At 58.7% G+C, this 20,423-nt stretch carries 18 protein-coding genes and 2 riboswitches; of the genes, 10 read left to right on the forward strand and 8 right to left on the reverse strand.

The features are described 5' to 3' along the window. Window positions 1-3: 3 nt before the first annotated feature. The 4 genes from UF78_RS08785 (at window position 4) to UF78_RS08800 (ending at window position 6,595) form a co-directional block, all read left to right on the forward strand. Window positions 4-1,350, forward strand: coding sequence for an MmgE/PrpD family protein (locus tag UF78_RS08785; RefSeq protein WP_045161774.1), 1,347 nt, complete (start codon window positions 4-6; stop codon window positions 1,348-1,350). Window positions 1,351-1,983: 633 nt separating this feature from the next. Beyond that, a complete protein-coding gene (locus tag UF78_RS08790) occupies window positions 1,984-4,812 on the forward strand; it encodes an AAA family ATPase (RefSeq protein WP_045161775.1) in 2,829 nt (942 codons plus the stop codon). Between the two features lie 260 nt (window positions 4,813-5,072). Then, complete coding sequence (locus tag UF78_RS08795; RefSeq protein WP_052679291.1) at window positions 5,073-5,666, forward strand: hypothetical protein; 594 nt, start codon at window positions 5,073-5,075, stop codon at window positions 5,664-5,666. Between the two features lie 2 nt (window positions 5,667-5,668). After that, window positions 5,669-6,595 carry a Kiwa anti-phage protein KwaB-like domain-containing protein gene (locus UF78_RS08800; protein WP_045161776.1) on the forward strand — a complete coding sequence of 309 codons (927 nt, stop codon included), beginning with the start codon at window positions 5,669-5,671 and terminating at the stop codon, window positions 6,593-6,595. Window positions 6,596-6,947: 352 nt separating this feature from the next. Here the strand turns inward: UF78_RS08800 and UF78_RS08810 are convergent, their stop codons facing one another. After that, the gene (locus UF78_RS08810) at window positions 6,948-7,832 is read right to left on the reverse strand and encodes an AraC family transcriptional regulator (RefSeq protein WP_045161778.1); all 885 of its coding nucleotides are present in this window, start codon (window positions 7,830-7,832) and stop codon (window positions 6,948-6,950) included. Between the two features lie 130 nt (window positions 7,833-7,962). Between UF78_RS08810 and UF78_RS08815 the strand changes: the two genes are divergently transcribed. Further along, the gene (locus UF78_RS08815; RefSeq protein ID WP_230623590.1) at window positions 7,963-8,379 is read left to right on the forward strand and encodes a hypothetical protein; all 417 of its coding nucleotides are present in this window, start codon (window positions 7,963-7,965) and stop codon (window positions 8,377-8,379) included. A gap of 162 nt (window positions 8,380-8,541) precedes the next feature. On the opposite strand, the gene UF78_RS08820 is transcribed toward UF78_RS08815, so the two are convergent. Then, window positions 8,542-9,417 (reverse strand): LysR family transcriptional regulator, encoded by an 876-nt coding sequence (locus tag UF78_RS08820; RefSeq protein WP_045161779.1) that lies wholly within the window; start codon window positions 9,415-9,417, stop codon window positions 8,542-8,544. A 104-nt stretch (window positions 9,418-9,521) separates the two neighbouring features. On the opposite strand from UF78_RS08820, the gene UF78_RS08825 reads away from it, so the two are divergent. The 3 genes from UF78_RS08825 (at window position 9,522) to UF78_RS08835 (ending at window position 13,123) form a co-directional block, all read left to right on the forward strand. Then, window positions 9,522-10,457 (forward strand): NADP-dependent oxidoreductase, encoded by a 936-nt coding sequence (locus UF78_RS08825; protein WP_045161780.1) that lies wholly within the window; start codon window positions 9,522-9,524, stop codon window positions 10,455-10,457. Between the two features lie 35 nt (window positions 10,458-10,492). Next, window positions 10,493-11,362, forward strand: coding sequence for an NmrA/HSCARG family protein (locus UF78_RS08830; RefSeq protein WP_045161781.1), 870 nt, complete (start codon window positions 10,493-10,495; stop codon window positions 11,360-11,362). Between the two features lie 354 nt (window positions 11,363-11,716). Beyond that, window positions 11,717-13,123, forward strand: coding sequence for a DegQ family serine endoprotease (locus UF78_RS08835; RefSeq protein WP_045161783.1), 1,407 nt, complete (start codon window positions 11,717-11,719; stop codon window positions 13,121-13,123). 64 nt (window positions 13,124-13,187) lie between these two features. Here UF78_RS08835 and UF78_RS08840 read toward each other — a convergent pair whose 3' ends face one another. Then, window positions 13,188-13,517 carry a DHCW motif cupin fold protein gene (locus UF78_RS08840; RefSeq protein ID WP_045161784.1) on the reverse strand — a complete coding sequence of 110 codons (330 nt, stop codon included), beginning with the start codon at window positions 13,515-13,517 and terminating at the stop codon, window positions 13,188-13,190. 14 nt (window positions 13,518-13,531) lie between these two features. Then, window positions 13,532-13,789 (reverse strand): DUF1272 domain-containing protein, encoded by a 258-nt coding sequence (locus tag UF78_RS22570; RefSeq protein ID WP_080890577.1) that lies wholly within the window; start codon window positions 13,787-13,789, stop codon window positions 13,532-13,534. A 253-nt stretch (window positions 13,790-14,042) separates the two neighbouring features. Between UF78_RS22570 and UF78_RS08845 the strand changes: the two genes are divergently transcribed. Together UF78_RS08845 and UF78_RS08850 are read left to right on the forward strand one after the other, a co-directional pair. After that, entirely contained in the window at window positions 14,043-17,165 is a 3,123-nt protein-coding gene (locus UF78_RS08845; RefSeq protein ID WP_045161785.1) for an ATP-binding protein, read from the forward strand. A 211-nt stretch (window positions 17,166-17,376) separates the two neighbouring features. Further along, window positions 17,377-17,473: riboswitch (glycine riboswitch) on the forward strand. A gap of 1 nt (window position 17,474) precedes the next feature. Further along, a riboswitch (glycine riboswitch) is annotated at window positions 17,475-17,585 on the forward strand. Between the two features lie 53 nt (window positions 17,586-17,638). Beyond that, entirely contained in the window at window positions 17,639-18,904 is a 1,266-nt protein-coding gene (locus tag UF78_RS08850; protein WP_045161786.1) for a D-amino acid dehydrogenase, read from the forward strand. A 33-nt stretch (window positions 18,905-18,937) separates the two neighbouring features. On the opposite strand, the gene UF78_RS08855 is transcribed toward UF78_RS08850, so the two are convergent. From UF78_RS08855 to UF78_RS08870, 4 genes are all read right to left on the reverse strand, one after another. Beyond that, complete coding sequence (locus tag UF78_RS08855; RefSeq protein WP_045161787.1) at window positions 18,938-19,279, reverse strand: FKBP-type peptidyl-prolyl cis-trans isomerase; 342 nt, start codon at window positions 19,277-19,279, stop codon at window positions 18,938-18,940. A 26-nt stretch (window positions 19,280-19,305) separates the two neighbouring features. Then, entirely contained in the window at window positions 19,306-19,659 is a 354-nt protein-coding gene (locus tag UF78_RS08860; RefSeq protein WP_045161788.1) for a YkgJ family cysteine cluster protein, read from the reverse strand. 72 nt (window positions 19,660-19,731) lie between these two features. After that, window positions 19,732-20,025 (reverse strand): GNAT family N-acetyltransferase, encoded by a 294-nt coding sequence (locus UF78_RS08865; RefSeq protein WP_275589370.1) that lies wholly within the window; start codon window positions 20,023-20,025, stop codon window positions 19,732-19,734. A gap of 64 nt (window positions 20,026-20,089) precedes the next feature. Beyond that, window positions 20,090-20,401: a hypothetical protein gene (locus UF78_RS08870; protein WP_045161791.1), complete on the reverse strand. Its 312-nt coding sequence runs from the start codon at window positions 20,399-20,401 to the stop codon at window positions 20,090-20,092. Window positions 20,402-20,423 lie beyond the last annotated feature (22 nt).

Genomic DNA, 20,423 nt, shown 5'->3' on the forward strand with positions numbered 1-20,423 from the left:
GTGATGACTAATCCCATCCAGGTGCTGGCCGCTGCCGCGGCGAACTGGCAAAGCCGCGATCTGAGCGAGAGCGTGATCTGGGCTACGCGGCGCGTTATTCTCGATTGGTTTGCCACGACCTTGCCGGGCTGTGTAGTGCCACCGGCAACCCTGTTGGCCGAGGCTTTTTCTCCATGGCGCGGCTCGGGCAATGCCATCTGCTATGTGGATGGGCAGCCTGGCTCGCCCCGCCATGCTGCGCTGCTCAATGCCAGCGCAAGCCATACGGTCGAATTCGACGATATCTTCAAGGATGGTGGCTATCACCCAGGCAGCCCGACCATTTCAGCTGCGCTGGCCGTCGCTCAGGACAGGGGCGCTTCGCTCGAGCAACTGCATCGCGCGATCATTGCCGGCTACGAGGTCGGGTGCCGGATCTCCCTGGCGATACAGCCCAGCCACTATCGTTACTGGCACACTACTGCCACGGTCGGCACTATCGGGGCCGCCGTTGCAACCGCCATGATTCTGGGGGCGGATGCGCAGCGAATCGCCTATGCGATCGCACTGTCGAGCAGCTTTGCCGGTGGGCACCAGCAAAACCTTCAGGACGAGGGCATGGCCAAGGCGATGCATCCCGGCCATGCGGCGGATGCCGGCATCCTTGCGGGCATCGCGGCGGCGGGTGGCGTGACGGCTTCCCTCGACAGCCTGCATGGCGACAAGGGCTTCGCGGCGGCCACCAGCGGCTCCAGCGGCAACTGGATAACGGCGCTCGAAGACCTGGGAGAGTGGACGCCTATCATGCGCATCACGGTAAAGAATCACGGCTGCTGCGGGCATATCTTTCCCGCCCTCGATGGCCTGAGGCTGCTGCAGGAGAGGGAGGGTTTCGCTGCCGGGGATATCGACTCGATCCATGTGGCTGGCTACGGCGCGACCTATCAGATGTGCAACCGTGCCAATCCCAAGTCGGCCCAGGAGGCTCGCTTCAGCATTCAGTACTGCCTCGCTGCGCAGTCAGTGCTCGGATGTGTACGCTTGGCTGCATTTGACCCTGAAGCTCTTGCTCATCCAGCTATCCTAGCTCTGATGCAAAAGGTGTCTGTTAGCGAAGATGTAGAACTGGCCGCCGCCTACCCCAAAAAACGCATGGCCAAGCTGCTGGTGCGGTTGAGGGATGGACGTCAGATAAACCACTTGCAGCTAACTCGGAAAGGCGATCCAGAAGATCCCCTATCGGATGATGAGCTTGTGGCCAAGTACGATGAATTGGCAGGAACTGTTCTCTCTCCATCGCAGCTGGATGCGCTACGCCAGAGTGTCCTTTACGAGAATGCACTGCCAAACGTTATTAGGCTAGAGAGCTGAGCTCAGGTGTGCTACGGGATCCGCCCCATATCAGGCAGCCCCATTAGGAACAATGGCGGTTGACTGATGCTCATCTACTCATAGGCGTTCCAATTTTTGCGCGAGCTGACGGCCAGCGTTTAAACCGATACGGCTCGCGCAGCCGCATCACCAAGGCACCATGCCAGGAGCCCCTAGCGGGCTGTATCAAAGTACTGTTGCCGCGAGCAATGCATTGATCTACGGCAGGCTCACGCAGGACATGTGGAACTTCGCTGCCGCCTCTTGAAATGGCTTGCTCTACATTTCGTGGTTACTAAAGACCGCTTTTGGCCATGCTGCCGGACGCCCAAGGCTGCTATCGGCCGATTCTGTTGAAAAAGTCGCTCTCCGAGGGAGTTGCTTTTCGGCTGCTCAAAAAACGCTCGATTTTGGTGTTGCTACGTAAAAACCAAAACAACCCCGCCTTCCGAGCGAACCAGATTTCAACGTCGTTCACGCTCTTTCGTGGACCAATATCGAGGCGGGACTTTTTCAACAGAATCGGCCAAAAGCGGCCGGTGGGACTGCTGAGCTAGTTACTGCAGGTGTCTGCCTGATAGCGAAATGCCCCCGCTCCGGTTAGGCTGAAGATACTTCAGGGAGGGCAGGCGAATGAGCCAGTATCTATTGAGCTTTGCCAGAAGCCACTTGAGTGGCAAATCGGATGGCTATCTGGCCCTTCTCTGGTGCATGGCCAAGGCGAGCCAGGATCGCGGACGCTATTCAGACCACATCAAGTCCTATCTCGCGTCGAACGCTGACCAACTACTGAACACTAATTTTCAGCGTATCGGTGCGCTGTTTAAAAGGGGGCTGGAGTCTAGGCCAGAACTGGACTGGGTGGCGCCTTCAGGCCTCAGCCCATTGCAGGATTTGCAGGTTAAAAACTTCAGGGGCTTCGGCGAGTTGTCTGCGGATGACAGGGGATGCTTTCTGCGTTTTAGCAAAATGAAGAACATCTTCTACGCACCTAATGGTGGGGGGAAGTCTTCGCTTTGCGAGGCGATTGAGTACGGTACGACCGGGCATATCAAAGAAGCAGATCGCCGGAAAACGAAGGTGAAGGCCTATATTGCGAGAGGCAGTGCAAAGCCGACGCTGTCGTTGGTGGGCCGGGACAGAAAAGCCGTGACCAAGAGTCTAGCTTGGTCAGCTTGCTTCATTGATCGCAACCGTCTGCAAGAGTTCTCATTGCTCGGCTCTAAGGATACAGGGAGCGCTGAAAGCGATGTAGTGGCCAGCCTCTTCGGCCTTGAAGAGTTCCAAGAGGTGATCGGGCGGTTCGTGAGACCGGAGAGCTTCAATCTCACCCAGTACTTGAAGCCAGACCAGGCCGAAGCGTTGACCCAGGTTGAATTAGACCGAAAAGACCTCCTTGCCGAGCGCCAGGGTCACTTCAACCGCATGAATGAGATCAATAACCAAGTATGCGAGGCGCTCGGTCTGCAGTCGGATCAGCAATCTGCTGTCCGAACTAGATTTTTGCGGCTGAAGAGCGATATCGAGATCAGGATCCGCAAGGCGGAGCAACTAAAACTTGCAGAAGCTCCAGTCGTCGATTCTTTCGTTCGAATTGAGCGCGCAGCACGTGCCGCTCGCTACCTCCTTGCCCGAAAGTCGATGATCGAGGCTTTGTTTTTAAAAAGTGCCAAGGATGTTAACTACGAAGCCGTTTACTTAGCCATTCAAGACCTAGGCCAAGTGGAAGAAAATGACACTTGTCCAGCATGCTCTACTCCGTTGCAACTGGTCGTGGAGAACCCATTTGAAAAGGCAAAACGCGAGCTTCAGGCCTTAAGCCGGCTGGAGCGTTTAAGAGCCGCTGACCAGCGCAATGACGAGAAGATTCTTCAAGTCGTTAGAGCGGTGGCTGCTGGGCTTGCGGGAGTCGAAAAGAATACCCGGTTGGATATCCCTTGTCGTCTTCATCTAGACGGCCTCAAAAGCGAACTGGCCAACCTCCAGACATCCGCCGACCGAGGAGCGTGTGCGGCATCCGTGCTAAGTCACTTTGTCTCGCTTGTTAGAGATGAGGCAGCCGAGATCGAGACCTACCTACAGGCTTGTAAACAGAAGGACGAAGTGTTCGCGCAAGCTTCGGAGGAGATCTCCCGCCTGGGTAGATCGGCCGAGTTACGCCAGCAGAAGCAAGATGCAATCAAAGATCTGTTTGGCGCCAAAAATACCTGTAGAAAACTGATTGAGAATGCAGGCGAAAAAATCGCGGGCCTCATTGATCGACGAAATAGTTTAAAACGTGATGATGCCGATACGGCTCGGTTCAATACCCTCATTCGTCAGTTACAGGATGAGTACGGCAATCTCTATCAAGATCTGCTGGGGTACAAACTGCACCTTGAGAAGGCACGTATTACTGGGGTCGAGACAAAAGCGGCTGAGTACTACAAAGCCATCAACGATCATGACGATGAGCATGAGCGTATTGATGCTATCCGCTTCGAGAGGATCAACGACAGCTATCGAATCAAGATCAACGCTACGAACGGCACAGTGCAGGACGCTTTCTCGGTGTTGAGCGAAGGGCACCTTCGTGTGCTCGGCCTTTCGCTTCTGCTGGCAATGGCAGAGAAGAATAAGCTCCCACTGATTGTCTTCGATGACGTCGTGAACGCGATCGATAGCGATCACCGGTCGAACATCATCGATCTGTTTTTCTCTGACCGTTACCTCCGGCGTACTCAGATGGTCGTGACAACACATGATCGTCTGTTCTGGGAGCGCTTCTGCATCATCGCTGATCGGCACCCTCAAGCCGATCAGCATACAAGTTGCGTTTTGAGTTATACGAACAAAGGCATCGTGGCGGTCGACCACTCCGGTGGGTTTCAAGGCAAGGTGCACGATGCATTGCGCGTTTACGACGTGAGGCAGGCATTGATCTATTGCCGGATTTGGTTTGAGTCAATCGTTATCGAGTACTGCCTGGAAAATGCCGTGTCTATCACTGCTCAGTTCGGTAAGTCTCAGCTGAAGAAGAATGTATATCTGCAGGTCAGTTTGGAGAGAACCTTCTCACTGATCGAGCCGGTGCTCGCTTACGATCCTGCCCATTTCAATCTGATCAAAAATGATCTGGTGAACTGGGCCGGCCAGAACCAGGAACACCACGCATTTGATGAGGGAAGTTTGAACTTCGTACATTCAAAAACCAGCAAGGAAGTGGTCAGGATCTACGATGCGGTTCGCTTACTGGAATGCCAGCTTTTTCCTCTCAAGAAGGACATTGCATGTAAGGCATTGCTGGTTGAAGTGAACGATAAGATTGATCAGTGGGTAGCGAAGCTTGCCAAGCTTGCTCAGGCCCCAGAAGCGGTGCAAAAGGACGCTGAGGCGCGCCTGAGACTCTTGCGCAGGCGGGCAGATGAGCTGACTCAGGAGCTAGCTTACGTCGCCGTCTGCCTTGCCGAGATGGCCAACTGAATCTGCCAAACGGCCAGTAGCAGACCTTCAACGTGGGTGGAAAATTCGGGGCGACTTATTGTGGGTGATTTGGGGTGCAGCATGCGGGCCAAGCTAATTCGCAGCCTGGGTAAAAATCGCATCAGCGCCAACAACCTAGACCCTTTAACTTGCTGAGGCACAACGCCACTAGCAGCAGCCAGTGATCGCCGTTATCCTGACCTCGATAACTTTAGCGCAACGGGATGGGTAAATTCGCCCCGCTCTTGCAGGGATGCAAAATGGAACTCAGGCTAGTATTCGCCGCAGCAATCTTTCTGGGCTCCTACCTTCCGCTCAGCATCATTCTGTTGGTTCAGGACTTGAAGGTCGACCTCTTCAGTAGGCCTTTCTGTTCAACGCTTTGGCAGATGTCGTCGAAGTGCGAGCTCCCTTTCAACAACCCTGGCCTTTCGATTGGATTTGCACTCTGCTGCCTAGCTTGCTTTTTAACCACCGTCTTTGTGATTTGGTGTAAGCAAGAGCCTCAGAGTATTAACATCATTGAGTCAAAACAGATCCCAACTGACCTGATAAACTACGCGGTGCCTTACATCGTCTCGTTCATGAGCCTTGAATACTCACAATTGACCAAAGTTCTGGGCTTTGCGCTATTCATGATTTGGATCTTTTGGCTATCTTACAAAACTGGTCAAGTCGTTCTAAATCCAATTCTGATAATCATGGGTTGGAAGCTGTACGAGATCAAATACACGTACCAGAACAGCCCAACTGAGCGCGTAGATAAAGCCTTGGCCAGAACTGAGTTCAAACCCGCGGCCAACGCCACCATCGACGTCGAGTTCATACAAGAAGTCATAGTAAAAAGGGATTAGCCATGACAGTGCTGCAGGATCTACATGATTTCGATCTCGAACAATCGACGGTCAATTTCTGGGTATTCAGGCGATATACAAAAGGCACGCCACCGGAGCCCAAATACACGGGCAAATGGGTAAGCCTGGATAAAGACCTAAAATTGGCATTGAAGTCGACGGCAGCGGTCTTCAAAGCAGCGCTCACTGAAACGCTTGAATACGGGTTGCTTGCTGAAAACAATCAATCGAGTGCGCTCACAATTCCGCAGGACGAAACCCATGCAGCCAAGTTCGTCGCAGAGTCGCATGACCAGACTCCAGCCAAGCGAATCTCCGAAATGAAGGAGCTCGCCAACGCCGAATTCTACGTGGTGAAGTTCTCGGGTGCTCAGAGCAATCTGTACTGCGTGCGCAAGACGGACTCCACATGGAAGACCAGGAAGCGAGCTGGTGCCATTCACACCTTTTTCAAATCCAAAACGCTGAAACTTGATGAGGCGCCCAGCTTTCACATTGCGAAGGACTTCGACATGGCAGTGCTGGATGACACCATATTCATCAAACACAAACCCAGCTTTGAATCGATATTGAGCCACAAAGCCGCCCACCAAGATGACTTTACTCAGCTCCTAGCTCAGGCTGATTTCCAGGCGCTTTTCACCACTACCGACGCGGTGAGCGCTTATGTTGGGACGAATGCCATGCAGCTTCGCAGGGCGTCGGCCATCAAGATGAAGGGCCATTATCTCGACGCAAGATTCATGGGTAATCTGCGACGCGAGTACGCTAACTTTGGCCTAAACATCCCCTTCCAAGCTGACGGAAAAATCGCGCCTACTCCAGAAAGCTGCCCTGATATTTTCAAAGCACTACTGGATCACCGGTTGAAATCTCACTTTTCAGAGAAGATCTATGACGTCCAGAACACTGCTGATACAGGTATGTGAGGGGGAGGCTACATGTCCTCCTTTTAATGATTCCCTATGTCGAGACTGAATCGCCCCCGGCTTTCCAGACACATTCAATGTCTGCTATTGGCCGATTCTGTTGAAAAAGTCGCTCTCCGAGGGAGTTGCTTTTCGGCTGCTCAAAAAACGCTCGATTTTGGTGTTGCTACGTAAAAACCAAAACAACCCCGCCTTCCGAGCGAACCAGATTTCAACGTCGTTCACGCTCTTTCGTGGACCAATATCGAGGCGGGACTTTTTCAACAGAATCGGCCGATAGCTGACTGTCACCGCGATCGGCAAAAGCGGCAGATGGCGGAGGCATCCTTCCCGGATCTAGCGACAATTGGCGTTACTCCTTGCGACGCGGTCTGCTGGTTTCTAGCCGATCCTTGCCAGGCAATATGCCAAACATGCGTAGGTAGTCTCTTGCAAAGTGCGAAGCACCTTCATAACCAACTTCGAACGCTGCGCTACTGGATGACCTGCCTTCAGACACGATCAAGCGCCGCGCCTCGATCAATCGTAATTGCTTCTGGAATTGCAACGGTGTGAGTGAAGTGACTGCCCTGAAATGTTGGTGAAACGAAGAGCGACTCATACCCGCCACGGCAGCCAGCCGTTCGGCCGGCAGCGCGTTGGCGTACTCGGCTCGCAGTACCGCAACGGAGCGGGCTATGCGATGAACATGACTGTCAGGCGTGCCGAGTTGGCGTATCGCTGCGCCGTGCATACCCGTGAGTAGCCAGTAGTGGATTTCGCGCAGCAATTGCTGATGTAGCATGGCCAATGCGGCCGGACGGTCAAGCAGTTGCATCAAACGCAACGCTGTGTCGGCGACTTGCTCGTATGTTGAAGTATGTTCATGAGGTTTGACGCTTAACGCCTGCGCCTGCATTTCCAGCACCAGATCGGCGATTATGCAAAGGTCCAGATCAAGTGCGAGCGACAGATAAGGCGTGCTCGCACTCGCCTGCATGATCTGACTGACCATTGGCTGGTTGGCAGTGATCAGCATGGAGTCGCCAGCAGCGTAATCCAGCTGCTGGCTACCAATGGAAACGCGCTTGCTGCCCTGCAGCACCAGGCACAACAGCGGCCGTGGCAGCGTATGCTCCAATAAAGTAGTCGCGGTTTTGCGAACAGCAATAAGCCCGCAAGCGGTAGATGCAACACTGTCACGTGCACACGCGCCTTCGGTATGGCGGCGAACAATTTCAAGTAGCGTCTCGGCCATACCCTGATCCTGCCATACGGACTGAGCGACGTGAGTTGATTCTGGATGATCAGGCTAGAAAACGGATGAATCCAGCGCTCCACCCAGCCATGCCGACTCTATATTTGAAGCCTCTCGATAGGAGGTGATCATGACTGACAACACAACCCTACCAGGCCCTGTTCTATTCCCGGCTCCGTCCGCACCCGTATTGCCCCACCACGGCGTCCAGGTTAGTGGCGAACAGGGCGATGACGGTCGCAAAGCCTTCTACATTCACATTGAGGCCATCCCTGGCAGCGAGGATCAGGTCGTGCTGATGCTAAGGGACATTCTCGCCTGTGTTGAGCAGGAGCCGGCTACCGGACCTTGGTATGGCGTGCGGTACTCGCAGACGACTTTCGGCGTATTCGAAGCGTTCCCGAATCTGGCAGGAAGACAGGCCCACGTGGAAGGTGGCGGTGGAAAAATATTCAGAGACATCACGCGGATGAATTCGATACTTGCCTATCCGGCTCATGTCTATCGATTAGACATACTTATGAGCAAAGAGGTGTTCGCGCGCTGAGAGTGCTCTGCGATTGCGGGAACGCCCGTAAAGCACTCCGCATCGCGCCACGACATCTAGCATGCTGGAATCGCACTCCCTCTAGATGGCTTAAGTAGAGTAGGCCGATCCTTCAAAAAAGTCTGTCCGCTCCTGGCCCGATAGCCGCCTCTGCTTCCGACTCTAATCCGCCAGTACAAGAGACGCTCCCGGATAGCGATCGCACAGAAACTCAACGAACGCCCGGACCTTAGGTGCAGCGAGGCGTCTGGATGTGTGTAGGACCCAGAGCGACGTTTCGGCACCGGATATCGTGCCCCACTGAACCAGTTCTCCACGCGCAAGCTGGTTCCATGCAATGGACTGCGGAATGAGCGCCGCGCCGCCGCCCGCGACAGCCGCGTCGCGGATCATCAGGAATGAGGAAAACCTCAACCTCGGCACGGGTTCTATGATCAGGCGCCCCTCGTCGAGGCTCCAACTGGTTGGCTGAAAGCTCGAAAACACAATGCCGGGTATCTGCCTGGCCGCGCCGGGCGGCGGGATCGGGATGGACGGGGCGGCCACTACGATCAGTCGGTCTTTGGCGAAACATCGGCCAACCAGGTCGCTATCCGGGCTGGGGTTGACCCGAATGGCGACGTCGTACTGCTCCTCGACGAGATCGACCAGGCGGTCCTCCGCCAGGACCTCGATGGTGATCTCCGGGTAAGCGGCGCAGAACTCGGCGCCGATCCGCCCCATGGCGAGCTGCGAGAACAGCACTGGCGAAGCCACACGAAGATGGCCGCGGGGGATGGATAGCCCCTCGCGAGTGGCCGTCATAGCTTCCGCCACCTCTCTCATCGGCCCTTCGGTTCGGGCCATCAACATTTCGCCCGCCGCGGTGAGCTTTAGGCCACGGGCGCTGCGCTCGATCAGCCGCACACCGAGTTGATCCTCGAGGTCGGCGATGCGGCGTGACAGGGTCGCCTTGGACCTACCGCTCGCGCGGCTGGCCTTTCCCAGCCCGCCGTTGGTGGCCACGAGTGCGAAGTCGACCAGTGCGTTGATGTCCATAGGTGTTCCAAATTTGAAACGAGGTGTCTTCAGTTTGTGGTCTGCGTTTTGTATGTGCAACGGCCTATCGTCTGGTCACTACTGATCGATAAGGAGTGACCACCATGAGCACCATGCAACGCGCTTTACTCATCCGGGCCTACGGCGGCGCTGATGCCGCGGAGGTCGCGAATGTTTCCATGCCAGAAGCGGCACAGGGCGAAGTCTTGGTTCGGGTTCGCGCTGCCGGGGTGAACGGCCTCGACTGGAAAGTTCGCGAGGGCTATGTGCGGGATGCCTTTCCACTGCAATTGCCGGCTGTGCTGGGCATCGAGTTGGCAGGCGTCGTCGAGGCGGTCGGTTCCAACACGTCTCGCTTTCGTGTCGGTGACCGAGTGATGGGGCCGTTAGGCGGGCTCGGCGCTTATGCCGAGTGCGTGGCGGTCGCCGAGGCGAACCTGGCCCGCACGCCGGATTCGCTGGATGACGTCCAGGCCGCAGCGCTCCCGGTGGCAACCGTGGCGGCTTGGCAGAGCCTGCACCATGCAGGGCCGGTCCGTCAGGGTCAGCGGATCCTGATTCATGGTGCGGCAGGTGGCGTAGGTGGCTTTGCCGTGCAGTTCGCCAAAAGGCTAGGCGCCGAGGTGTTCGCCACGACGGCTTCGGCTCATCTCGACTATGTCCGCGGCCTCGGTGCCGACCATGTCATCGACTACCAACGCCAACGGTTCGAGGACATCGCCTGGGGCATCGATCTGGTGCTCGATTACGTCGGGGGCGATGTCCTCGATCGGTCATGGCAAGTCCTGACGGCGGCCGGCGCCATCGTAGGCACCACGTCGCCCGACATCCTGGCCCGTACGCCGGCAGGCCGCCGTGGCCTGTGGTTCATGAACACGCCAGACGCCGCGCTTCTGGAGACCTTGGCATCCGAGGTCGCAAGTGGCGCGCTGCAATCCCACATCAGCGAGGTCGTCAACGTCGCCGACCTTCCTCTGGCCATCGAACGCAACCGCACCGCCTCGCGATTCGGCAAGGTCGTTGCGGACTTCTCGCGCTAACCCACCCTCACATCCATCCGATACTGGAGATTCACATGAGCATTCTTGTTACGGGCGCCACGGGCACAATCGGTTCTCTCATCATTCAACGCCTCGCCACTGCAGGCGCGGACGTCAGCGCACTGGTTCGTCAACCGGGCAAGGGAAGCTTCCCGGCAGGTGTCACCGAAGTCGTCGCAGACCTGACCGACGTGCCGTCGATGCGCGCCGCGCTTTCTTCGGTGCGAACGCTATTCCTTTTGAATGCCGTCACGCCGGACGAGGTGACGCAGGCGCTTATCACCCTCAACCTCGCCCAGGAAGCCGGCATCGAACGCGTGGTCTACCTGTCGGTGATCCATGCCGAGAAGTACACGAACGTGCCTCATTTCACCGGCAAACATACCGTCGAGCGCATGATCGAAAGCTTCGGCATAGCTGCCACCATCCTGCGCCCGGCCTACTTCATGCAGAACGAGTACATGGTTCAGCAGGCCATTCAGGACTATGGCGTCTATCCGATGCCGATCGGCTCAGCGGGCGTCTCGATGATCGATACACGCGACATTGCGGATATCGCCGTCGCCGAGTTGCTCCGACGCGATAAGGCCCCCGGTGCGCTCGAGCCGGTGACGCTGGATCTTGTCGGCCCGGACGTGCAGACCGGCGCCTCTGCGGCGCAGGTCTGGAGCTCCGCTCTGGGGCGGGAGATCGCCTATGCCGGTGATGACGTGGCCGCCTTCGAAGCACAAATGGCTTCGTTCGGCCCATCCTGGATGGCCTATGACATGCGCTTGATGATGGCCGGCATCCAGAAGCACGGCATGCATGCGGGCGAAGGGGCGGTGGAGCGCTTGCAAGCCATCCTGGGACGCCGTTTGCGCAGTTACCAGGACTTCGTGCGCGAAGCCCGCGGTGCCGACTGATCGTCACCGGGCGGGCGGCGCTGACCGAGCCCGCCGATGCCGTGCAAACCGAAGCGGACCTCACGTGAAGTCCGCTTTTGGCGTGATAAAGGCTGTCATCAGCGCCAGCTCTGGCCCAGTGTCGGGAAAAACCTTACTTTCCCTTTACGTCCGCTTCACACGAAGCTGACCGTCAGCAGCGTAAAGTCCTGTTCAGGCTGATGGAACAGCCGGCTCCATTGGGTGGACCCGCCGCGGCCCGGTTGTTGAGTTGACAGCTGTTGCAGCCGCGGCGGTCCGCTGCTTTTTTAACCTAGACTTTGGCATCGTGCGAAAGCAGGTTGGTTTAAACATTTCGTGGGGAGACCCGTCACCGTGATCGTTCAAAAAAATTTCCTGGCTGTCGTGGCTGGCGTTGCGTTGCTGGCGCAGACGCTCGTCGCTCATGCCGAGCTGCCGGACTTCACACCGCTGGTCGAGAGCGCCTCACCGGCGGTGGTCAATATCAGCACCAAGCAGTCCACGCCGGTACGCGGCGGGCCGATGCAGATGCCTGATCTCGAGGGCATACCTCCGATGTTCCGCGACTTCTTCGAGCGCGGCATGCCGCAGCAACCGGATCGCCGGCGCCAGGCGCAGTCCCTGGGCTCCGGTTTCATCATTTCCGAGGACGGCTACATCCTGACCAACAACCACGTGGTCGCCGATGCCGATGAAATCATGGTGCGTTTGCCTGATCGTAGTGAGCAGCAGGCCAAGCTGGTAGGCGCCGATCCGCGCAGCGATGTCGCCCTGTTGAAAATCGATGGCGACGATCTGCCTATCGTGAAGATCGGTAATTCCGAGAAGTTGAAGGCGGGGGAGTGGGTCGTTGCTATCGGCTCGCCGTTCGGCTTCGATCACACAGTCACCGCTGGGGTGGTCAGCGCGACTGGGCGTAGCCTGCCGAACGAGAGCTATGTGCCCTTCATTCAAACTGATGTGGCGATCAACCCCGGTAACTCGGGCGGCCCGCTGTTCAATCTGGATGGAGAAGTGGTCGGCATCAACTCGCAGATCTTCACCCGTTCCGGTGGCTTTATGGGGCTGTCGTTCGCGATCCCGATCGATGTCGCCATGGATGTCGCCAATCAACTGCGTGAAGACGGCAAGGTCAGCCGGGGTTGGCTCGGTGTGGTCATTCAGGAAGTGAACAAGGATCTGGCCGAGTCGTTCGGTCTCGAACGTCCAGCCGGTGCGCTCGTTGCGCAGGTCATGGACGGCGGCCCGGCAGCCAAGGGCGGCCTTAAGGTTGGCGATGTCATCCTGAGCCTGAACGGCAAGTCCATCGACATGTCCGGCGACCTGCCGCACCTGGTTGGCGCGATGAAGCCGGGCAGCACGGCCAAGCTCGAAGTGGTCCGTGGGGGCGACCGCAAGACGGTGACACTGGAGATCGGGGCACTGCCCGAAGATGGCGATCTTCTGGCGTCAGCCGGCGGTCCGGGCGGCGCCACGAGCAGCGATAATCGTCTGGGGGTATCCGTGACCGAGCTGACCGATGCGCAGCGTCAGGCGCTCGAAATCAGCGGGGGAGTGGTCATCAGGGAGGTCAGTCAGGGCCCTGCAGCGATGATCGGCCTGCGCCCGGGAGATGTCATCACGCATCTCAACAACCAGGCGATCGACTCGGTTAAAACCTTCAGCAAGGTAGTCAAGGCGTTGCCGAAGAACCGCTCCGTGTCGATGCGTGTCCTGCGGGACGGACGGGCGAGCTTCATTACCTTCAGGCTCCCCGACTAACCCGAACCAGTTGCTCTGCCTATGAGGCCCGCTTAATGCGGGCCTTTTGCTGTCCAGAGATTGCTTAGTCGACGACGAACAGCTTGGCGCCGACCGCGGTGGATGAGCGGTGCGCTTCGGCGTTGTCGGCAACCTGATAGCTCATGCCAGGTTTGAGGATGAAAGTGCGGCCATCGTCCAGCTCGGTATGCAGCTCGCCTTCGAGACAGAACAGGATATGGCCTTTGCTGCACCAGTGATCGGCGAGATAGCCCGCGCTGTATTCGACTATCCGAACGCGGATGTCGCCAAAATGGCAGGTGCGCCAGAGCGCGCTGCCGGTTTCGCCCGGATGTTCGCTGGGTTGAACCAGTGACCAGTCGGTAGTGCCGAAGGGGATGGCGTTCAATTGCACGAGATCGTTCCTTTTTAAGTGTCCCGGTTTTCCGGGTTGCAACCCTGCGGCTTGTATACGCGTTGGGTGGAGGCGGGATTGTCGGCAAGTTTCTCGACGGGCCTGCGTGGACGAGCGACCAACTCACCGCCGCAGTTGGGGCAGACGAAGCCGAGTTTGGACTGGGCGCACGTCGTGCAGAAGGTGCATTCGAAGGAGCAAATCACTGCCTCGGGAGATTCTGGCGGCAAATTGGTATCGCAACATTCGCAGCCGGGCCGGAGTTCCAGCATGTCAGTTTCCTTCTTGAGTGGTCTATCTGATAAGCCGCGTGCCGGGTGGGCCAGCTAATGCGATGGACCGCCTGGCGCGAATGTATGGGAGTTTAAGGATCGTCGGCACGAATCGCTTAAGCTAAAGCATTCATTCGACACAGCACCTCTTTGTTCCCGCGACGTCGGACACCTTGAGCACTGTCGACGTCGCACTGTTTGTGCATATCACGATATTCATGCCTCTGGCCGAGGCATCAGGGGTAACGCTATTTTGAGTCACGCAAGTGGAGCGAAACCGGCCCGCTCGGTACCGTTGCGCAGTCGTCTGCTGACCATCGCGCTTGCCGGAATCCTGCCTTTGGCATTGGTCGCCGGCCTGGGGCTGGTATCGATCGTCAGCGAGCAGAAGCAAATAGCCAAGCAACGCAGTCTCGAGGTAACGCGCCTGGCCGCTACGGCTATCGAGATCGAGCTGGTGCGCTCGATGAACCTGTTGCAGGCACTGTCGCAGTCGCCCTTGCTCGACGAAGGCGACGTCGAAAGCTTTGCCGAGATGGTTTTGCGTGTACTACCGACGGTTCCCAGCTGGCATTCGCTGCTGATCATCACGCCGGAGGGTGAGGTCGTTCGGCGCGTTTCGTCGCATAACTCCCCGGAGTCGAAGGTGATAGCCGAGCCTGGCAGCTTCGTTGAAATGCTTGGCACGGGAGAGCCTCAGATCGGCAACATGGCGCAAGGGCCTGGTGGCGCGTGGGGCATTCCTTTGCGCGTACCGGTACATGATGGCGCAACTATCCGCTACATCCTGACGACAGTGCTCGAACCCGGCGCCATCGCAGACGTCATCAACAATCGGCGGTTGCCGAAGGGCTGGGTGACCACTGTGCTGGATGCCAGTGGTTCACGAATCGCCCGGTCTCAACGGCATATTGAGACGCTGGGGCTGCCCGCTTCTCCGACCCTGGCGAAGTTGCTGCAGGAAGATAAGGCAGAAGAAGGCATGGGTATGACCATGACTGTGGAAGGCCTGCCCGTTTTCACGGCGTTTGTGCGGTTGTCTCCCTCGGGATGGGTGGTGGCGACCGGGGTTTCCACCGACGAGGTTCAAGCCGGCGCCGTCAGGGCCTTCACGTTCTACGGCGGTGGGCTGCTGCTCTCGTTGTTGTTTGCGGTCGCTGCGGCGTTGTTCGCGACGCGGCGGATCAATGTCCCGATGCGTCAGTTGCGGCGGGCGGCGCAAGCCATCGGTCGAGGTCAGTCGGTGCACCAGGCACCGGAGAGCGAGATCGAGGAAGTGCGCGAGGTGGGGCGGGCGCTAGCCGCCGCAGCGCAGGCGCGCCAGGCGAGCGAAGCCGAGCGTGACAGCATGTTGGCGCGGCTGGAGCTGGCTCAGCAGGACCTCACCGAGCAGGTCAGCGATCTGGAATCGCTACAGGCGCTCAGCAATCAGTTGCTGCAATTGCCGACGCTGGACGATCAACTGCAGGCGATTGTCGAGGTGCTGTGCGAGTTGCATGGTGCCGAGCATGGCCTGCTGACCACCCGGGAGGGGAATTCCTCGTTACGCGTTCAGGCTTCGAAAGGCTTTTCGGCGACCTCGCTTTTGCAATTGAACAACCTTTCGCTTGAGGGCAGCGTAGACGGTGCGGCCGTCCTGGAAGGCCGTCGAGTGACCGTCGCGAATACCGAAGCCGATCCGCGTTTTGCCGCGCTCGTCCCACTCGCCCGTGCCGAGGGGTTCCGCTCGGTGCATGCCACGCCTATCAGGCACAGCGATGGCAGCGTTCTCGGTGTGTTGACCGTGCAACTCATGGACAGTCGTTTGCCCACGGAGCGCGAGATACGCCTGGCCGATCTTGCGGCGGGTCTCGCGGCCGTCTTCATCGATCGAGCACGAGCCCAGACCAAGGCCGGCATGTTCGAGCAGCGTCTACGGATTGCATTGGATTCGTCCTCGGTGCCGTTCAGCATTCTTTCCACGCTGTACGATTCGACGGGACAGGTGACGGACTTCGTGTTGGCCTTCATCAACCCGACGGGGGCCGCCTTTCTGCGCGGATCGGTGACGGAACTGACCGGCCGTGTTTTGAGCGAAGTGCTGGGCCCCAACGCCAATTCTCGGGTTATGGAAACGCTGGTGGCGGTGGCTACTTATAAACAACCGCATGATCTGGAGCTGCGCAGTACGGCGTTCGGCGGCGATCGCTGGGTACGTCTGGTGGCGACGCCGTACGAGCAGAGCATCGCCGTCTGGTTCGCTGACGTGACGGAAGCCAAGCACCAGGAACAGGCCATCCTGGAGGCTGACCGGCGCAAGGATGAGTTCCTCGCGACGCTGGCTCACGAACTGCGTAATCCGCTCGCACCGATACGTCTGGCTGCGGGCCTTTTCGGTTCACCCGGCGCGTCCGAAGCGCAGAAGCTGCGCAGCCAACAGATCATCGAGCGGCAGGTTCGGCACATGGCGTTGCTATTGGACGACCTGTTCGACATTTCCCGTATCACCCTCGGCAAGCTGGTGCTGCGCAAGGAGTCGCTGGATCTTGGAGCGGTCATCGAGGCAGCCGTCGAAACCGCTCGCGCCAAGATCGAGGCAAAACAGCACGAGTTGATCGTGGAGTTGCCGGCGCAACCGATCATGCTGGAGGCCGACCCGCTTCGACTCGAGCAGATACTCGTCAACTTGCTCAACAACGCGGCCAAGTTCACCGCGCAGGGTGGGCGGATTCGTATCAGCGCCACACTGATGGGCGGGACGGCCATGATTTCGGTGGCCGACAACGGCCTGGGCATCGCTCGTGAACACCTCAAGCTGATTTTCGAACGCTTCGCCCAGGTGCCCACAAACCGGACGCAGGTCAACACGGGTCTGGGCATCGGGCTGGCACTGGCCAAGGGGCTGGCCAATCTTCATGGCGGCGATATCCGCGTCAGCAGCGCAGGGCTGGGGCAGGGCGCGGAGTTCAGGTTGACTCTGCCGGCCCTCGCGGTATTGCCGAGCGACGGGCAGCGTGCCGAGCCGGGCAAGGCGGCGATCCATGCGCGGCGGGTCCTCGTCGCGGATGACAACCGAGATATCGCCGAAACCATGGCTGAGGTCCTTCGGCTGGAAGGCCATGAGGTGCATCTGGCCTTCGACGGCAACGAGGCATTTGAGCGCTATCAGCAACTCAAGCCGGAAGTGGTGCTGCTGGACATCGGCATGCCCGGCCTACGTGGCGATGAGGTGGCACGGATGATTCGTTCGCAGCCCTCGACGTTTTGCGTTCGACTGGTGGCGATTACCGGCTGGGGGCAGCCGAGCGACAAGGAAAAAGCGTTGGACGCCGGATTCGACGTGCACATGACCAAACCCGTCGATATCGATCGGTTGATTTCCATCGTGGGAGCTTGAAGCCGTACGTAGCCCAGTTTCCGCGGCCTGCCCGTGCAGGAGACACATACGCGACAGGCCCTTGAGGAGCATTTCGCGCTGTGGGTGAGATGGATTTACGGCTCCATCAGTGGGCCTGAAAAAAAAGCGGGTGCCGTGCGCCGAAATTTCTGGCACCTTTGCCATCTGATTTGTAGCGGCCAGAGCGACGTGGAGCGCGCTGGTGCGCAATGAAGTGGTATCGGGAGAGACTGCAGCGGCAACGCCGTCGCAGCGCCGAAGGAGCAACCGCCCCGGAAACTCTCAGGCAAAAGGACCGATACCACCGCTTTGAACTCTGAAGAGTCGACGGGCAGTCGTCGCCCGTTGCACCGAAGGAGCAAACGAACGCCGCTACACAATGGCTGTTCGTGAAACTCTCAGGTCCAGAACAGAGGGGGCGCTCGATCTGCAATAGCGGACGAGCTCTAACCCCGACGTTCTGGAGCCTCAAAATGAAAACGATCGCTGTCATTGGTGGCGGTATTACCGGCATCACTACCGCCTATGCGCTGGCCAAACGCGGTTTCGCCGTTACCCTGTTCGAAAAGCATCGCTACGCGGCGATGGAAACCTCCTTCGCCAACGGCGGCCAGCTCTCCGCGTCGAACGCAGAGGTGTGGACGCATTGGTCGACCATCCTCAAGGGCATCAAGTGGATGCTCAAGAGCGACGCGCCTCTGCTGGTCAATCCCAAGCCCAGCTGGCACAAGCTGTCCTGGTTCGCCGAGTTCATCGGTGCCATTCCGCAATACCGTCAGAACACCATCGAAACCGCACGTTTGGCCATCGCCGCGCGTGAGCACCTGTTCGCCTGGGCCGAGGAAGAGGGCATCGACTTCGACCTGAAGAAGGCCGGCATCCTGCACATCTACCGCGACAAGGCCGGCTTCGACCACGCGGGCAAGGTATCCACATTGTTAGCCCAGGGTGGCCTACCGCGCCGCAGCGTGACGCCGGACGAGATGCGTGCCATCGAACCGACGCTTGCAGGGCAATACTACGGTGGCTATTACACCGAGTGCGATTCCACCGGCGACATTCACTTATTCACCAACGGCCTCGCCGCAGCGGCCAGCCGCCTAGGCGTCGAGTGCCGGTATGGCCAGGATGTGAAGGGCGTGGCGACAGATGGCAGGCAGGCCAGCGTCATTTTCGGCACGCCAGGAGGCGACGAAACCCTGCAGTTCGATGGCATGGTGATCTGCGCCGGTACAGCCAGCCGTGCCTTGGCCACTCAGTTGGGCGATCGAGTGAACATCTATCCGGTCAAGGGCTATTCGATAACCGTCAACCTCAATGACGAGGCCAGCCGTGCTGCCGCGCCGACCGTGAGCCTGTTGGACGATGAAACCAAGCTGGTCACCAGCCGCCTCGGCGACAACCGCCTCCGAGTGGCCGGCACCGCCGAGTTCAACGGCTACAACCGTGACATCCGCGCTGATCGGATTCGCCCCCTGGTGGATTGGGTCGCCGAGTGCTTCCCCGGCGTCAGCACCCAGAGCGTGGTGCCCTGGGCGGGGCTGCGTCCGATGATGCCGAACATGATGCCCAAGGTCGGCCGCGGCAGCTCGGCCTGCGTGTTCTACAACACCGGCCATGGGCACCTCGGCTGGACCCTGAGCGCAATAACCGCGGACATGATCGGCGATGTGGTGAGCCAGTCGCTGGGCTCGGCTACCTCGATGACCGGCTCGCGTCCGGAGGCTGCGCTGGCGTGACCAGCATTGGCGACTGCGGCAACGCCGCGGTCGTCAATCGTCGCGAGTCAGTACCTCCAGCAGCTCGATTTCGAACAGCAGGTTGGAGTTCGGCTTGATGTGCTCGCCGATCTGACGTTCGCCGTAAGCGAGGTGGGCGGGGACGAAGAGTTTGCGTTTGCCACCCACCTTCATGCCCATGAGTCCGATGTCCCAGCCCTTGATTACCCGCCCGGTGCCGATCACGCACTGGAATGGCTTGCCACGTGCGTAGCTGGAGTCGAAAGTGGTGCCGTCTTCCAGCTGGCCGCGGTACTCAGTGGTGATCAGGGCACCCTTGACCACTTCCTTGCCGTCGCCAACTTGAAGGTCCTCGATCTGCAGTTCGTCGTTCATCTGTTTTTCTCGTTGGATGATCCGGGCTAGACCAGCACCTGGCGGGTGCTGGCGATAAGCTGGTGCACCTGTTTTTCCACTTTGGCCGCAGTGGCCTGTTCCGGGCCGCGGCCACGGGGGCAGGGCAGGCTCGCGGTGGTGCCGAACAGCCGGCAGATCAGCGGACGCTCGGCATAGGCTTCGCAGCCGTTGGGGCCTAGGTGTACGCAGTTCCAGTGCGCCAGGGCGGCGTCGTGCTCGGCGTCGCTGCGGTGAGGCAGTCGCGCCATTTCTTCGGAAGATGCCGTCACCGGTCCACAGCAGTCGTGGCAGCCGGGTTCGCAGGCGAAGCCTGGGATTTTTCGGCGCAGCTGGTCGATCTTGCGGTTGGTGCAGCTCATCAGGGGGCGCCTGTTTCGGGGCGCGAATAGTACTCGGCCAAACGGGATAATTCTCCTCCGCGCCGGCCTTTTTCACGGCGAGGGCGTATCGATGATGTCGTTCCAGTCAGGATGCTTGCTCACATAGTCGGCGACGAAACCGCATACCGGCACGACGCGCTTGCCGCGTCGACGGGCATCGTCGAGCGATTCGTGGATCAGCCTGCTGCCCATTCCTTGCCCGGCGAGGCTCGGGTCCACTTCAGTGTGAGTGAACACTTGGCGCGGGCCTTCCTCACGGTACTCGGCGAAACCGAGGTCCTGGCCATTGACGTTCAGCACGTAGCGGTGCGCATTCTCGTCGTGTCGTACTGTTGCGTCGTTCATCGAAATGTTCCTTCCGTAGGGAAATCAGGCCCGGCCTGTATAGCAACCGGGCAGGGTGTAGCCGCTACAGCGAGTCGACCAGCTTTCGTCCCATCTCGCAGCCGCGCTCGAGCGCTTCGTCGAAACTGCGGTAGTGCTGCGTCTGATCGACGCTTACCGGAACGACGATTTCACGGTCTTTCACCACTTCCGCGCCCACGGCCCAGAGCGTCTCGCCGTAAGTTTCATACTCGTACCCAGTGATGTGCACGATCACCTCGTGATCGCGGTAGACCAGCCGGTGGCTGTGAGGGATCTGGTGATCGCTGCCGCTGGGGATGTGCGCGGGCATGTCGAAGTAGGGCTGTTCGGCGTCCGGTTTGACGGCCTTGCTCATCGCTGGACCTCCTTGGGTTGTC

This window comes from Stutzerimonas stutzeri, assembly GCF_000952685.1.
In the GTDB taxonomy this organism is placed as follows: Bacteria; Pseudomonadota; Gammaproteobacteria; order Pseudomonadales; family Pseudomonadaceae; genus Stutzerimonas; species Stutzerimonas stutzeri_E.